Origin of the sequence: Flavobacterium sp. W21_SRS_FM6 (assembly GCF_052119645.1) — a bacterium.
Classification (GTDB): domain Bacteria; phylum Pseudomonadota; class Gammaproteobacteria; order Enterobacterales; family Alteromonadaceae; genus Paraglaciecola.
On sequence record NZ_JBGQOM010000009.1, the window covers coordinates 48,499 to 64,028 of the forward strand.

The window sequence follows — 15,530 nt, forward strand, 5'->3', positions numbered from 1 at the left end:
AATTAATAAAAGAAGGCGCGATGCCTTCTTTTTATGCTGGTAAACGCGAAAGCAGTGCGACTGATTCCCCATCACTTGGATAAGTCTCTAAGGTTAGATTGGCATCTTCAATGGCTTTAGGGCTGAGCCCTTGGGCGTACATGTGGTACAGGCACGCTACAATATGTTTTATTTCTTTGGCATTGGTGTTTTGTTGTTCTTCCCGGTTGACCCGCCTGATCATCAAAGACAGAGGCACTGGGCTAGAATGTTGCGCTGCAGCAATCTCCTTTGATGATCTGAAATCAGGCTGACAGTAGGGAATACTTGCTGGGTCCACCAAGCGCAGGCCATTGTATAAAAAGACTTTGATACGCCTGACGCGCTCTTCATTGCCCGCCTCATAAGGCTCCATTTCACCCACGAGGGTGATAGGGGTGTTTGGAGCAAGTTGCGCGGTTTTGATGGCTAATTCGGCCGCCTCAGTGGTGAGGCTATGCATCAAGTGTTTGACAATGCCACGCCCTGGTTTTTGTGGGTTAACCCAAATATGCGACAAATGCACCACAACGGCCTGACCGCTTTCACAGGCCTTGTGGTTAATCACAACGCTGTAATCGCCCACTGCCGCCAATGCATCGTTTTCGTCAGTAATATAGGCCAACTGATACAGCATCGAATAGCCATCAATGACTTCATTAGTGCGCCAATTAAAACGGGCGCTAATAACGGCCTTGCTTTCCATTTCGTTGCGGCTGCCAAAATAGTCGTTTAATACGGTGTACGCAGGTTCAAAAAGTTCATCGTCACTGCGTGAAATAATATGCGTAGTTAGGTTTTGGGGATGACCATGGCGTCGCACGTGTAGCCTCCTTCACTGATCTCTGCTTTTGCTTGATTGATAATGGTGGCGGCATTTTCATCTTTATACCACGCTTCTTTCCTGGCATAACGCTCACGCACTACGGGGCTGCATTTATAAATATCTTTAATAAAATCAACCCAGTTTTGCGCCGCAGGCCCGAGCTTGTCTTGCACGAGGGTAAGTTGTGAAAAGAAGTCCATCATCATTTCAGCACTGGCTTCAGCCCGCGACTGATGCATACGTAATTCATGAGGCGTGGCATCAGGATAAACATCTTCGGGTCGTAAATTACCGTAGATGTATAAACGCGCATCGGGGTGGTTCATAAACTCTTTATCGATATCAACCATTTGGCTATAAACCTGGCCCACGGTATTGAGCGCAATTTCGTCTTCGTTCATCTTGAGTTGCTGATAAACAAAATAAATCCCTATGATGCCGATGATGGTCACAAACGACGCCATGAGTTCGGCAATACTGACGATAATTTGTTGGTTCTTTATAAATTTTTGCCACATGGGTGAGCCCTGTTTAAGTCAGCGCATAGAGCGTGTTGGTGAGCGAATTTATCACACTTTTTAAAAATAGAAAGTAGATATAAATCATAGGGTTGATAAGTTCCCTTGGCATGATAACCGTGCCAGCAGAGACATTTTTAGCATGACGATTAGCAGGTGTTAAATTTTTGTGAATTTATTATTCTTTTATATGTCAAAAATAGTGCGTATTTATTCTTTATGGTGCAACTTGACGTTTGTTACCTTCGATTATGCCAACTAGCTCAATATATTATGCCAGTTATTCCGTTTAGGTAAGTTTGTAACCTTCTGAAAATTATTAAGTTACTGCAGAATATTGCGGTTTATTAAGTAACAAGCGTGAGACTGGTACGTTTATTGTGATGTAAAAATCGAGTCCTTAAAAAAGGATGCATTTGAACAAGCAAATCACCAGCGTAAACCTATTAGGAATACTACTCATGCACGTAACTAAAACGATATTTCGACCTACTTTACTCAGTGTGTCGCTTGCTACCATGTTCACCGTAGTTCCTGCTTTTTCACAAGAAGCAGCCAGTGTAGATACATCAGAGTCAGCAGAAAAAATTCAAGTCGTAGGTCGCCGAATTTCGGAAACCGAAATAGCCATCGGCACCGGTGAAGTGACCAATACCCTAGCCGTAACCAGAGAAGCTTTATTGTCTGCGCCGGGCGGCATTTCCGGTTTAAAAATGCTCGAAAGTTTGCCCGGCTTTAACGTGCAAACTGACGGTGCCTTAGGTCTTTATGAATTTGGTAACTCAGTTAATGTGCGGGCCTTTAATTTAAGCCAAATGGGCTTTGTATTAAATGGCGTGCCTATGGGACGTTCTGATGCCTTTGGCGGTAGCCCTATTTTTCGCTATGTGGACAACGAAAATTTAGCCTCAGTGGTCGCGTCTCCAGGGGCCGGAGATGTATCCGCGCCTAGCTATTCAACCTTAGGGCCGATAGCTTCTTATTATTCGATTGATCCCTCAGGCCAAATGGGCGGCATGATGTCATTAACGGTTGGTGATGATGATCTTCAACGCTCTTTTGTTAAATTAGAAACGGGTGATATTGATGGCTTTAAAGCTTATGTTAGCCGGTCAAAAACCGACAGTGATTTATGGCGAGGCCCAGGAACGATTGACCGAGAACACATTGAAGGCAAAGCCGTTTATGCATTTAGCGCAGAGACATCGCTAGAATTTAGTTACGTGTCAAATGACTTTTTTGATTATGACTCGCCTTCAGCAACGGCTGCCACGTTTGCCAACGATTATTATTATGGCTATGCCGAGTCAATTCCTGAGGGTTGTGTTTCAGCTCAACCCCAAGTGTATGATTTTAATCAAGACGGCAGCATCGACGACAGCGATTTTACCCCTATTTTTACAGGTAGTAACTGCACGAGTTATTACGAAGACAGAGTGAATGTGCGTGATGACACTTTATACTCACTGCAGTTTGATACCTACATAACCGATAATTTGCAGTTTACTGGCACGTATTATTTCGAAGATAAAGCCGGGTATGGGGTATCGCCCGATTCATACACCAATACTTTGGGCATTTACCAAAGACAAGCCGCTGCAGGCTTAGACGTAGTGCATCCTCGCGGTGTGCAGTATGGTCTATCGTCTGTAGGCGGGGATCGCAAAGGTCTTGTTGCTGGCTTTAGTTTGGAGCTTGATAACAACCATATTGAGTTTGGCGCGTGGCGTGAAAAAGACACCTATAACCGTACCCAGAAACGGCTGAACAAAACCGGTGGCAGTGCTGATGGTGAAGTTATTTCTGATGAAGTGGCTTACTACCGCCGCGATTACACCTCAGTGCGTGAAACCACTCAACTGTATTTAAAAGATACCATTAGCCTGTTAGATGACGCGTTAAAACTTGAAGTGGGTCTTAAATCGCTGAGCGTTGATTACCGCTTAGACGGCTACCGTGACTACAACGATTACGAAATCAATAGCCAAGTGGGTTATGGTCCGCAGTCTGTCGGCGGTAAGTTTAGTAAGCATTTTTTACCTTCAATAGGCGCAGTTTATAGCGTAAATGAGACTGATCAGCTTTTTGCCTCGTTTTCTCAAAATTACGCCTTGCCTCAAGGTACAGATGATATTTACAGTCTTGCGATTAGCTTTGAGCCGGAAACACCCGAGGGTGAAGAGGCGGATAATGTTGAATTAGGTTATCGAACTAACCAAGAAACCTTTAACGCGGCCTTGGCCTTATTTTACACTCGCTTTGACAACCGCTTATTCGCGAGTAACGTGCTTAATCCCGCTACGCAACAACCAGAAGCCTTTTATATTAATGGCGGGGCGTCAGAGGCCTATGGTTTTGAATTGAGTGGTGTATATCAGCCTGAAATGTTTGAAAAAGCCCTCTATCTTAACGCTAATATTTCATACAAACATGCTACCTTGATTGACGGTTTTGGTGCTAACCCAGAAGGAAGCAAACTCGCCGATAGCCCAGATTGGATCATGACCGGTGGCATTACGTATGAGCCAACAGAATGGTTGGTTGCTAACGTTTCAGCAAAGTACACCAGTAGCCGTTTTACCGACTACGCCGAAACCTACGAAATGGACAGCTACACCATTGTAAGTGCCTATATCGATTTGGGCGGCGTTAATCCCTTTGGCATGCCTGAAAATGTGAGTTTACGTTTTAACGTAGACAATCTTTTTGACAAAGAAGTCCTGTCTTTTGCTTTTGTCGGCTCGGCTTTTTATCGCCCTTTAAACCCGCGTAATTTTCAAGCGTCCTTAACGGTGGCATTCTAATAATGACAAAAAACATATGGCATCAACGCAATAAAAAACTGAGCACCATCGCCCTAAGTTTAGTACTTTGGCACAGTGCAGGAGCAGTAACGCTTGAAGAGGCAACGGCGCTACAGCGCACCCTGATCACGCTCGATACCCACCTAGATACGCCGGCCAATTTGCTTGTACCTGGGTTTAATATTCTTGAACGTCATTCTTATGGTCACGATTTTACACAGGTCGATGTGCCTAGAATGAAAGACGGTGCCTTAGACGGGGGCTTTTGGGCCATCTATACCCCTCAAGGAGAGCTCAGTAAAACAGGCTATGAGCAAAGCCGAGACACCGCGTTGCTGCGAGCTTTGGCCATTCGAACAATGGTATCGGCAAACCCTGACATTTTTGAGTTCGCTACGCAGGCCAGCGATGCTCAGGAAATTAAAAAGCAGGCTAAGCATATAGTGTATATGAGCATGGAAAACTCGTATCCGCTGGGCACTGATATCAGTCTACTGGAAACTTTTTATAAATTTGGGCTGCGCATGGCAGGACCGGTACATTTTAAAAATAATCAGTTTGGTGACAGTTCAACCGACCCCAGTGGTAGCCAATGGGATGGCTTATCGCCCTTAGGTGAAGAGCTGGTGGCTGAGGCGAACCGTTTAGGCATTGTGCTCGATGGCTCTCATGCTCACGACGAAACAGTAAAAGACATGATCCGTTTGTCTAAAACACCAATTATTTTGTCGCACACGGGTTGCAAGGCTATTTATGATCATCCTCGTAATATAGACGATGCCTTACTTAAACAATTGGCTGCATCGGGCGGCGTGATTCAAATGAATGCGTACAGCGAATACCTTGAAGCTTTGCCGGTAGATCCAGCCCGTCAATCAGCGGTAAAAGGCTTGATGGCTTTATACAAGCAAGGCAGTGATCATGACGTTTTACTCGAGAAACGTCGCGAAATTGAACATGAACATCCCGCAGTAAAAGCATCATTTGATGTGTATATGCAGCACTTTTTACACGCACTAAAAATCGTTGGGCCCAAACACGTAGGAATTGGTGCTGATTGGGATGGTGGCGGTGGGGTAAATGAAATGATGGATGTGGTTAACTTACCGATGATTACCCAACGTTTACTGAAAGAAGGTTATAGCAAAGACGATTTGGTTGATATTTGGGGGGCGAATGCGCTGCGAGTTTTACAACAAGCACAAGACTATGCCGCGAGTGTAAAGAAGTAATTTTTGAGATAACAGTTATCAATCAATACATCCTTAGCTTCAACCATGACTTGCCTGTAACGAGGCGAGTCATGGTAGAGGGTGAGTCTATAAAAGCACCGGCGCTCAAGTTTAGTGTTGGGCTTCTTGATTTTCTTGTGCCAATAAACCTTCTGCTCTGACAACCGGATATCCCAGATTCATCCAACCAAAAATGCCCTCGTAAAGTACTGCAGTATTATCAAAACCCAGCTCAGTTAATTGCTTTGTGACGTATTCGGCAGCGGCCCTTGGACATGAGCAATAGGCTACAATTTGTACATCTTTAGGTAGTTCAGCTACGCGTTGTTGTAAATCTGAGTAATATGGAAAAGGGATGGAGCCAGCCAAGTGCGCGCGTTGCCATACCGAGCTTACTCGGGTATCAAGTAATACCATTCGTTGTTTGGCTTGCATGGCGCGATACAAATCAGCCGATGAAACAAATTTCCCGTCTTGCAAATCAAAATGTGGATCCTCACCTTGTGGATTAATCACGTATTCATCGGGTGTAGGCAGGGTACGCAGTTGTACCTGCGTGATTTTGGCATCACTGGCTTTACTGCGAATAAACGCGGTGACGTTATCGATATCCTCAGCGGATAAGGTATTGGCAAAAGATGCCATAGGCGTACCTTGGCGGCCTTGTTCGATGGCGTAGCGAATAAAATCATCTTTGTTGTGGGCCAAAAATGACGGATTGGCTAAGGCTGGTGCGGTAATACCCTCTCCCTTTTGACCATGACAACCACTACAAAATTGCTGATAAACTGACTCACCTCGAACGATGTCGCCTGCTATTGGGTTTTCAGTCAGTTTGACTCGCTCGGCACCTGATTGCCAAAATAGCCAATAGGTGAGATCCCACGTTTCATCTAAGGTCATTGGGCCGCCAATTTCATCTAGGTAACCACCCATTGCAGTACCCTGACGTCCGTATGACAACGGGCGTAATATGGAATGGGGCACACCCGACTCAAACAGACTTTTACTGCGTAACGAAGGGGCGTGGTCGTTTTTATGACCTTCGCGATCGTCGCCATGACACAATGAACAATACTTTTGATAATTACTGGCGGCGGTTTTGGCTTGTTGTGCGGTAAGTTGACGAGGAGGCTCTTGTTTTTCGTAGTGACGTTCTGCACTCACCTTAGAGGCTGCACCTAAACACATAGCCAAAATTACCGATAGGTAAATCATGCCTTTCATTTGAAAATTCCCTTTGTCTATCGTTTGTTCAATATTAGCGCTACCGCAACGAAATAGACAATTCTCTCTTTAGGCAGCTACTTCTAACTGGCTATCAATACCTTATGTTATCGATAGCCAATTAAAAAGAAGCATTAGCTAGGTGTAACTGATAAAACCTCCGCTTACCCATGAAGAGTAAACAGGGCCAACACATTGATTTAGATAAAAATACGAAGTTTAAACGACATTTCAAATTAAGAATTGAGGTTAAACGGTTTATTTGTCTTTCGTTTGCAGGGGCATTAGGGCATCCGCTTTGGGCAAAGGATAACGTTGTTTTCCAAGCAAAATATACACAAAACAGCACAAACCTAAGCCAATAACCAAAGCACCCACCCACTGAATCTGAATAAATTGTAAGCTGAATAACACGGTCAGTAGCATCATCAAAAAGCCATGCAAGGCGATGTACTTTTGTTTGCCAAATCGCGCCACGGTTAAATTCAGGTTGTCTGAGTAAAGGCGGATTAAAGAGTCGAGTGAATTAATCACAAACACTACACCAACAAAGACCATAGTTAAGTTGATCAGACCGGAGGTTTTAAGGCCATTGTTGTAAAATAAATACAACACACTAAACCACAAGCCAATGGCTAAAGAAGGCCAAATCAACATGGATAAAAACAACCACACGGTGCGCATATTACCCACAAACCGTGAGGTAAATTGGCCGATCATAATGCTCCACGCAAACCACCAAAATAAGTAAAACGCATGGTAGTCATTAATGGGTAAGATAAAGCGGTCTAAGTGAGCAAAGTAGTCTGTCAGCAAGGGCAAGGTATCAAAATAGTCAGGCGCTGAAACCTTAGTAGACATCAGGGCAATCGCGCCTAAGCCTATGATTAAGGCAAAAAATAGCGAGCCAGAAGACAGGCTCAGAATTTTTACGTATTTCAGATCAGTGCTTGAGTACACCGCGCATAAAATGGTGGCGCCTACGATGAGGGCGTAATACCACGGAAAGCTATTCTCAACCGCAATGCTGGGTAAATACCAACTTAGGTTGGCATACAGTAAATGCGCAGTAAACGCGCAGGTACCAATGATAACTAAGTTGTTGATCCACTTAACCCACGTAATTTCAAAAAATTTTACTTTAGGCTCAATGGCGCAAAAGTAAAAACAGGTTACAAAGTAGATGGCCCAAACTAAAAAACCCCAAAAGCCAAACTCAATGGCTAGTGGGTTGGTAAACGTATATTCGCTGTTTTCTTTCAAGTTGGCATAGACGGGAAATTCGGTCAGCGGAAACATTATTAATCCCACATCTAAACCAGAGGTAAATAAAATAGCGATAAAGGTCAGAGTGGATACAGGGTAGCGACCATTGAGCCTGAGTCGGCCCCAGCGCACTAAAATAAATACCACCAATGCCATAAAAAATAGCATGCCAAAGCTGACGAGGGTTATCATAACGTTACTCGTTTAGCACTATGCATGCGTTGACGTGTTTGCCAAAGTGGATCCTGATGCACCTTGGCCGTTGCGCCAGCTAATAAGTCTTGTTTAATGATATCTGCGGCTCGTTCTGCCACCATCATGGTGGGGGCATTGAGGTTACCGTTAGGGATGGTTGGAAACACCGAGGAGTCAACAACCCGTAGACCTGTTAACCCTCTCACTCGCAACTGTGGGTCAACCACTGCGTTGGGATCATCAGCTGCTCCCATACGGCAACTTCCACAAGGATGATAAGCGCTTTCTACTGCACTGCGTACAAAGGTATCGATTTGCTCATCGCTGATAATATCGCTCCCTGGTTGAATTTCTTCACCTCGATACGCATCCATCGCGGGTTGAGCGATGATTTCACGAGACAGCCTGACACAAGCGCGAAACGCTTCGATGTCTTCTTGATGGTGTAAATAATTAAATTGAATTTTAGGTGGGCTAAAAGGATCTGCACTTGTCGCTCTGACCCAGCCTCGGCTTTTGGGTTTATTGTGCCCAATATGCAGTTGAAAACCGTGACCGTCAAAAGCAGATTTGCCGTCATAACGCATCGCTGCGGGTAAAAAGTGGTACTGCAAGTCAGGCCATTCAACCCCCGCTTTTGAACGAATAAAACCACATGATTCAAAATGGTTGGTTGCGCCTAAACCCGTTTTAAACAAAATCCAGCGCACACCAATGGCGAGCTTACTCAAGGGGCCAAGTTTACTGTTTAAACTCAGAGGCTCCTTGCACTGGTATTGAAAATAAAACTCTAAGTGATCTTGCAGGTTTTCGCCTACGCCGGGCAACTCATGATGTAAATTGATGCCCGCAGCCAGCAAGGTGTCGGGCTTACCAATACCTGAGAGTTGCAGTATGTGCGGCGAACCGATAGAGCCTGCGCTTAAGATAACTTCTTTATTGACAAAAAACTGCGATTTGCTTTTGTTGTGGTAAAGCTCTACACCAATAGCTTGTTTATCTTGCAGTAACACTCGGCTGACTTGCACACCGGTTTTTACCACAAGGTTAGGACGCTGCATGGCGGGTCTTAAATAGGCGTTAGCGGCTGACCAGCGAACCCCATTTTTAACCGTCATGTGCATAGCACCAAAACCTTCTTGCTGAAAGCCGTTGTAATCGTCGGTGCTAAGGTAACCCGCGTCAGTGCCTGCATCTATAAAGGCCTGATATAAGGGGTTTTGCATATTGTTACCATTATTAACGGCTAACAAGCCGCCTTTTGCACGGTACTCATCTGCGCTAAAAGCCCAGTCTTCAGCTTTTTTAAAATAGGGCAGGCAGTGTTGATAATCCCAATCTTGAGCACCATGTTCTTGCCATTCATCAAAATCACGGGCATGGCCTCTTACATATACCATGCCGTTAATAGACGATGAGCCTCCGAGCACTTTGCCTCGGGGGCAGTGCATTTCACGGTTATTTAAATAAGGCTCCGGCTCTGTATGAAACTGCCATGCATATTTTTTGGTGTTCATCGGAATAGATAAGGCGGTGGGCATTTGGATAAAAATACTGCGGTCTGAGCCCCCTGTTTCCAATAACAGCACCGAGGTGTTGGCGTCTTCTGTAAGCCGGTTAGCGAGTACACAACCCGCTGAACCGGCACCAACAATGATGTAGTCGAACTTTTGATTGCCTGTCATTAGAAAGGCCCTTCTAGTTTGTTCATCCCCACATATATGGATTTAGTTTGCGTATAAGATTTAAATGCTTCGACGCCGTTTTCGCGGCCGATACCGGATTGCTTATAACCACCCACGGGCATTTCGACGGGCGAATTTCCATAGGCATTTATCCAGCAAATCCCTGCTTGTAATTGCGCAATCACACGATGGGCGCGTCTAATATCTTGGCAAAATATTCCTGCAGCAAGACCAAAGTCGGTGTTGTTTGCCCGTTTGATCACCTCATCTTCACTGCTAAATTTAAGCACTGACATAACAGGACCAAAAATTTCTTCACGGGTAATGCGCATATCATCCGTGCAATTTGTAAAAATAGTAGGGGAAACAAAATTGCCATTTTCACAACCCTCAGGTTTAAGTTGTTGACCACCAAAGGCCAGAGTAGCCCCTTCATCTATGCCTATTTGAATGTAGCTCAATACCTTTTGCAGATGCTTGTGGCTGATTAACGCCCCTAAATTCGTTTTAGGATCTAAGGGGTTACCCACAATCACATTATCTTTGGTGCGCTTAATTAAACGTGCCATGAAGGTGTCGTAACATGACTCGTGCACAAACACGCGAGTTCCGTTGGTGCACACTTCTCCTTGGGTGTAAAAATTACCTAGCATGGCGCCGGTGACCGCTTCGTCAATGTCCGCATCGTCAAAGACGATTAAAGGGGACTTTCCGCCAAGTTCCATGGTGACTTTTTTTAAGGTTCCGGCCGCTGCGGCCATGACCTTTTTACCTGTGCCCACTTCGCCGGTTAAGGAAACTTTGGCAATGGCCGCATGTTGCACCAAGTATTGACCCACTTTACCGTCGCCCTGCACCACGTTAAATACGCCTTCAGGCACACCGGCTTCGATAAATATTTCTGCCAGTAAAGCCGCGCCTCGGGGCGTTTCTTCAGAGGGTTTAAAAATCATGCTATTGCCTGCGGCTAAAGCAACGGCCGCTTTCCAACATGCAATTTGTAAGGGGTAATTCCATGCGCCGATACCAAAACACACCCCAAGTGGTTCATGACGGGTATAGAAAAAGTCATCACCCACACTTTGTTGCTCGCCCATCATCGAAGGGCATAGATTGGCGAAATACTCGATGGCATCTGCACCCGTTTGTACATCGACCACAGCGGCTTCTTGCCAAGGTTTACCGGTATCTAATACTTCGATTCGGGCAAGTTCATCGTTGCGTTCTCGTAATAGGTTTGCGGCGCGCTGGAGTATACGGGCGCGTTCAATTGCAGGCGTGCCTGACCACGTGATAAAGCCTTGCTGGGCGCTTTGTACTGTTTGTTCTAAGAGTGCTTCGTCGGCAGTTTCAACGGCGTAGATCACCTCGCCAGTGGCTGGGCTCAGAACATCAAAACCGCTTTTGTCGGCATTATCGACATAACGACCATGGATGAAATTTTTAAGTAAAGTAGAAGACAACGATAACTCCCAAATAGGTTAAAGAGGTTTTACTTAACGCCGTGCAGTGTTAGCACGTCATCAATGTATTTTTTGCAATGACTCTTGGCTACGGCAAACCTTGCTTTATTCGTGCGACTTAGTGCGCATCGTAACCAAAAACCATCAATGAGTGCGGCGGTGATTTCTGCCGCGTCTTTTGCTTGTTCAGGTGCTAATAACTGTTTAAAGCTATAACGCAAGTTACTCACAAGGCGCCGTTTATTTAGCTCTTGTAAGCGGTAAAGATTGGGATCGTGCATTGATCTGCCCCAAAAACTTAACCACGTTTTAGTGCTTGAATCCGCTTGTTGCACCTCTGAAAAGTTTAAATCGACAATTTTCATTAAACGCTCGTATGGCGTATCTGGAGATTGTTCCATTTTGAGCTTTGCCAGTAGATACCGCACAGATGCTTCAATTAGCGCCTGTTTACCGCCAAAATAGTGGCTGATAATGCCCGATGACATGCCTGCTCGGCGCGATATGAGGTTGATTGTTGCACCGCCCAAGCCCACTTCTGCAACAACTTCAATGGTCGCGTCGATCAACTGTTGGCGACGCATCGGTTCCATTCCTACTTTTGGCATATATTTCCTACACGAATGATATTTTAATAAGGTTCAAGTGCTGACAGTTTAAAACGATGTTGGTTAACAATGGCACCGCTTTCATCATAAAGCCCCAAGGTAATAAGTGGATCAGTTTTTTGCCAATCAATAAGCAAAGCCCCGTAATTCACTTTATTGGTAAACTGCCCGATGCGATAGGTGTTGGGGCTGACGTTTTTCCACTCTTGCGTTAAACCTGAAGAAGTCACTTCCCATAAGGGGTAATCGAGCGCTTCATCATAGTAACTTACCTCACCCCAATGAGTATCACCGCTGATGATCACAACGCCATTGACCTTGTGTTTTTTAATGAGTTTAAACAGTCGCTTACGATCTGCAGGAAAATTAGCCCAAGATTCCCACCCAGTAAAGTCAGATAATAGTTGTAAGCTTGAGCCGATTACTTTTATTCGTGCAGGTTTTTGTAATTCTTTTTCTAACCATTGCCATTGGGTTTCACCCAACATGGTTGCCGAGGGATCAATGTGGGCTGAGTAAGGGCCAAGATGTTTAGGTTGACGCTGTTGTTGGTATTCGTTTAGCGAAACAGGTTGCAGTGCGTCTCGGTTCCAGCGAAGGTCGGGCAAAATAACATGAACACTCTTATCTGCTTCACCGTAAAAGTAAGAGGTATAAATACCATTTTTTTGCGTGCGCCGGGGAGAGTCTTTCGGCTCTTGCCAAAAATCTAACATGATGTCGCGCGAGGCTTCTTTTTGCGGGTATTCTTTGCCTGCATCGTTTGCGCCGTAGTCATGGTCGTCCCAAATCGCAATGAGCTCTGCGTGTTCTCTAAGTTGCTTAAAACCCGGTTTAGCACCTAATGTTTGGTATTTCTGTTTTAAGGCAACCATGTCTTGCGTATCACCATAGATATTGTCACCCAAAAAAATAAATACGTCGGGTTGGTGCTGGTTGATACTGGTGAAGATGGGCATGTCTTTGTCTTGGTGGGCGCACGATCCAAATAAAATACGGCTGGGTGCATCTGCAAAAACGATGCAACTGAACAACAAAGTAGCAATGATGATTAATCTCAACATATTTGTTTTAGCCTTTAATATGGACCTTGGAATTAGCCACATACCCTAAACAGATATGTGGCTAAGAATGCGCTATTACATTTCGATTCTAGCGTTTAACGCCGCAATACGTGGCGCGCCAATCCACCCTGCATTCGGAGCGATTGAACCAAGATAATCCTCATCAAACACGTTGTTGATCGTGAAACTGAGTTCGATACTGTCGATTGCTCCACCCACATCATAGGCGGTTTTACCGATGTAAAAATCGCTTACTGTGTAAGAGTCAGTCTCTTGAGTATTGGCTTGGTCTAAGTAACGTTCGCCGACATACTTAGTGCTTAAACCTGCGTAAAAGTCGCCGTTGGTGTAGTCAAAACTGACCACGGCCATGTCTTGCGCACTGCCCAATACCGTGTTGCCTCGAAAATCTGCATCCGTATAAGTTGAGTCGTTTTTGGTGTACGAAACATACACACCAAGGTGCTCTGAGATGTTGTAATCGATTGATGCTTCAATGCCATCCGATTCAATACCACCGTCGTTAACATAGCCACCGGCGGCAGACTCTAAGAAGTCGATACCGTCTACATCTTCATTACTGACAAAGGTAATGCGATTATCAAATTTTATTTTGTAGTAAGTGATACTCGCTTTTAAATCACGGCTTGAATAACGTAAACCTACATCGATGTTATCGGCTGTTTCTGGTTCAACTAAGCTTAAGTCCGTATCATCTCGCTCAAGCACCGCGTCTTTAATTGCTGCAAAGTTTTCAGCGTAACCACCAAATAGCTCTAGGCCATCAATAGGCAAGGGCGCAACAAAACCGGCTGAAATTAAGAAGTCAGAGTCAGACGATACTTTGAGGTTATTCGCGGGAGTAAATTGATCTTCTTTTACCACTTCTACATCAAATTTTTTGGCACCTAAACGGAATTTAGCAAACCCGGCATCAATTTCGTCTTCTAAGTAATACATCAAGGTTTCTACTGGAAACTCACGGTCATATTGTATCCAGTAAGGATTTTCTTCAGCGCGGGGGCTTGAGGCGGCATCAATCGTTTTATGCCAGTCACGGTATTCATCTCGCTGATAATCTTCATACCAAAAACCACCGCGTACGGTATTGTCCATATCGCCTAATGTAGTATTCCAAACAAAGTCAGCATTTACGCCGTAACGCTGTTTGTCGTAGTGAGTATGACGATTAGAACTCACAGGCATGGCGCCTTGTTCGTAACAACCAGGATCAATGGCTGCACCCCCACCACCGTATGGGAAGCCAATAGAGCTTGCGCAACCTTCGATGGGAGAAAGTGAGTTGCCTGCACGGTCAACAAAATAAATGAGACCTTGCGACGCGCCACCATACGCTGTGGTTGAGGCATCTAATTCTGACTGAGGATTGCCTGCGCCGTCGTCCGTTACATCAACCATGTAGTAAGGGATCCATTTACCGACACCTTCGTTTTCGTGGTAATAGACATTGGTGCTTACGTCCACTTCGCCTACTTTAAAGTCAGCTTTTACATAGCCAAACAAGTTTTCTCTTTCTGTGACCCAGCCTTCACGGAATACCTGATCTTGGTAAGGAATACCTGTCCAATCTTCCGTTAAGCCATCCCATTCAGCGTTTTGTGCATACTGGCCTAAGCCGTAAATTCGTTGGTAAGTAAATTCTTGCGCGTCGTCGTAACTGATGTAACCAGTTAATTCTACTTCGCCAACTCGAGAGATGATTTTACCTTCAGCGTGATCACGAGAATTGGTCACGGCACCGTCCATATAGTCATCATTTTGTTGGCTTGATACAGAGAACCACGCATACGTGTCGTTAGCAATTTCGCCAGTATCGTAGCGTACATATACCTTCTTACCGTTGTGTTCGGCCAAAGTGGTGCTAACCGTAAATTTTTCATCAAAGGCAGGCATGATGGTGGTGAAATCCATGGTGCCGCCCAATGCTTCGTTTGAACGAGAGCCGATATCAGCGGTACCTTGAGACACTTCTGTGCCACGCAAGTTTTCGGTATCAATATATCTGCTGGCTTTTGTACCTCCACCGTAGTTTGAATTACCGTTGGCAATACCATCTACTGTCATACCGATTTGTTGTGATTCTAAATCAAGCTGGAATCCACGAATTGAAATACTGGTTGACCATTCGTCAGAACCGAAGGGATCACCTTCATTAACAAGTACGCCTGGTAAGTTATCGATTAGGGCTAAGGCACTGGTCATCGATGTTTGCTGTTTTTTCATCTCAGAGGATGAGGCGTTATTTGCATAAGAAACGCTGCGTCCGGTGATCACGATGGATTCCATTTGCTCTTTTTCTTTGGCTGCTTTGGCTTGTTGTTCTTGTTCGACTTGAGCCATTGCTGGCAGGGTGGTGATTGATATCGCAGAGATGATTGAAAGCGCGATTAAACTTTGTTTCTTTGGCACATAAGTGTTCATAAAAATCCTGTTTATTTTTTGGTTTAGTGTGTTTTAGCGAAGATCCTCAGTGTACGGAGCTAATATTACAAAGACGTTAAATTAATTGATCGTTCAATTAAAAGCAAGTTTAGTTAATTGATCGTTCAATTAAAATAAAGGAGTGAGCCGTAAAAATGAGCCCGCTGCAGCAGGAACTTATC

Annotated in this window: 11 protein-coding genes; 2 read left to right on the forward strand and 9 right to left on the reverse strand. The window is 44.8% G+C overall.

From position 1 onward, the window contains the following. Positions 1-31 precede the first annotated feature (31 nt). Positions 32-841, reverse strand: coding sequence for a hypothetical protein (locus ACEN2L_RS15065; RefSeq protein ID WP_441744879.1), 810 nt, complete (start codon positions 839-841; stop codon positions 32-34). Then, entirely contained in the window at positions 811-1,362 is a 552-nt protein-coding gene (locus ACEN2L_RS15070; protein ID WP_441744880.1) for a hypothetical protein, read from the reverse strand. The genes ACEN2L_RS15065 and ACEN2L_RS15070 overlap by 31 nt, the downstream gene beginning before the upstream one ends. Before the next feature lie 461 nt (positions 1,363-1,823). Here ACEN2L_RS15070 and ACEN2L_RS15075 point away from each other — a divergent pair, with 461 nt between their 5' ends. Both ACEN2L_RS15075 and ACEN2L_RS15080 read left to right on the forward strand, forming a co-directional pair. Then, positions 1,824-4,166, forward strand: coding sequence for a TonB-dependent receptor (locus ACEN2L_RS15075; protein WP_441744882.1), 2,343 nt, complete (start codon positions 1,824-1,826; stop codon positions 4,164-4,166). Between the two features lie 2 nt (positions 4,167-4,168). After that, positions 4,169-5,398: a dipeptidase gene (locus ACEN2L_RS15080; protein WP_441744884.1), complete on the forward strand. Its 1,230-nt coding sequence runs from the start codon at positions 4,169-4,171 to the stop codon at positions 5,396-5,398. Between the two features lie 111 nt (positions 5,399-5,509). On the opposite strand, the gene ACEN2L_RS15085 is transcribed toward ACEN2L_RS15080, so the two are convergent. The 7 genes from ACEN2L_RS15085 to ACEN2L_RS15115 form a co-directional block, all read right to left on the reverse strand. Next, the gene (locus ACEN2L_RS15085; protein WP_441744886.1) at positions 5,510-6,625 is read right to left on the reverse strand and encodes a c-type cytochrome; all 1,116 of its coding nucleotides are present in this window, start codon (positions 6,623-6,625) and stop codon (positions 5,510-5,512) included. Positions 6,626-6,883: 258 nt separating this feature from the next. Beyond that, positions 6,884-8,083: a BCCT family transporter gene (locus ACEN2L_RS15090; protein ID WP_441744888.1), complete on the reverse strand. Its 1,200-nt coding sequence runs from the start codon at positions 8,081-8,083 to the stop codon at positions 6,884-6,886. After that, complete coding sequence (gene betA / locus ACEN2L_RS15095) at positions 8,080-9,771, reverse strand: choline dehydrogenase (RefSeq protein ID WP_441744890.1); 1,692 nt, start codon at positions 9,769-9,771, stop codon at positions 8,080-8,082. Before betA ends, ACEN2L_RS15090 begins: the two co-directional genes overlap by 4 nt. Further along, a complete protein-coding gene (gene betB / locus ACEN2L_RS15100; protein ID WP_441744892.1) occupies positions 9,771-11,234 on the reverse strand; it encodes a betaine-aldehyde dehydrogenase in 1,464 nt (487 codons plus the stop codon). The genes betA and betB overlap by 1 nt, the downstream gene beginning before the upstream one ends. A 29-nt stretch (positions 11,235-11,263) precedes the next feature. Further along, complete coding sequence (gene betI / locus ACEN2L_RS15105) at positions 11,264-11,842, reverse strand: transcriptional regulator BetI (RefSeq protein ID WP_441744894.1); 579 nt, start codon at positions 11,840-11,842, stop codon at positions 11,264-11,266. Positions 11,843-11,865: 23 nt separating this feature from the next. Further along, positions 11,866-12,906: an alkaline phosphatase D family protein gene (locus ACEN2L_RS15110; protein ID WP_441744896.1), complete on the reverse strand. Its 1,041-nt coding sequence runs from the start codon at positions 12,904-12,906 to the stop codon at positions 11,866-11,868. A gap of 75 nt (positions 12,907-12,981) precedes the next feature. Beyond that, the gene (locus tag ACEN2L_RS15115) at positions 12,982-15,348 is read right to left on the reverse strand and encodes a TonB-dependent receptor domain-containing protein (protein ID WP_441744897.1); all 2,367 of its coding nucleotides are present in this window, start codon (positions 15,346-15,348) and stop codon (positions 12,982-12,984) included. Between the last annotated feature and the right edge of the window lie 182 nt (positions 15,349-15,530).

Excerpts from the sequence above, each read along its gene's own strand:
- ACEN2L_RS15070 (WP_441744880.1), bottom strand. The coding sequence starts at position 1,362 with ATGTGGCAAAAATTTATAAAGAACCAACAAATTATCGTCAGTATTGCC.
- ACEN2L_RS15075 (WP_441744882.1), top strand. The coding sequence starts at position 1,824 with ATGCACGTAACTAAAACGATATTTCGACCTACTTTACTCAGTGTGTCG.
- ACEN2L_RS15080 (WP_441744884.1), top strand. The coding sequence starts at position 4,169 with ATGACAAAAAACATATGGCATCAACGCAATAAAAAACTGAGCACCATC.
- ACEN2L_RS15085 (WP_441744886.1), bottom strand. The coding sequence starts at position 6,625 with ATGAAAGGCATGATTTACCTATCGGTAATTTTGGCTATGTGTTTAGGT.
- ACEN2L_RS15090 (WP_441744888.1), bottom strand. The coding sequence starts at position 8,083 with ATGATAACCCTCGTCAGCTTTGGCATGCTATTTTTTATGGCATTGGTG.
- betA (WP_441744890.1), bottom strand. The coding sequence starts at position 9,771 with ATGACAGGCAATCAAAAGTTCGACTACATCATTGTTGGTGCCGGTTCA.
- betI (WP_441744894.1), bottom strand. The coding sequence starts at position 11,842 with ATGCCAAAAGTAGGAATGGAACCGATGCGTCGCCAACAGTTGATCGAC.
- ACEN2L_RS15110 (WP_441744896.1), bottom strand. The coding sequence starts at position 12,906 with ATGTTGAGATTAATCATCATTGCTACTTTGTTGTTCAGTTGCATCGTT.
- ACEN2L_RS15115 (WP_441744897.1), bottom strand. The coding sequence starts at position 15,348 with ATGAACACTTATGTGCCAAAGAAACAAAGTTTAATCGCGCTTTCAATC.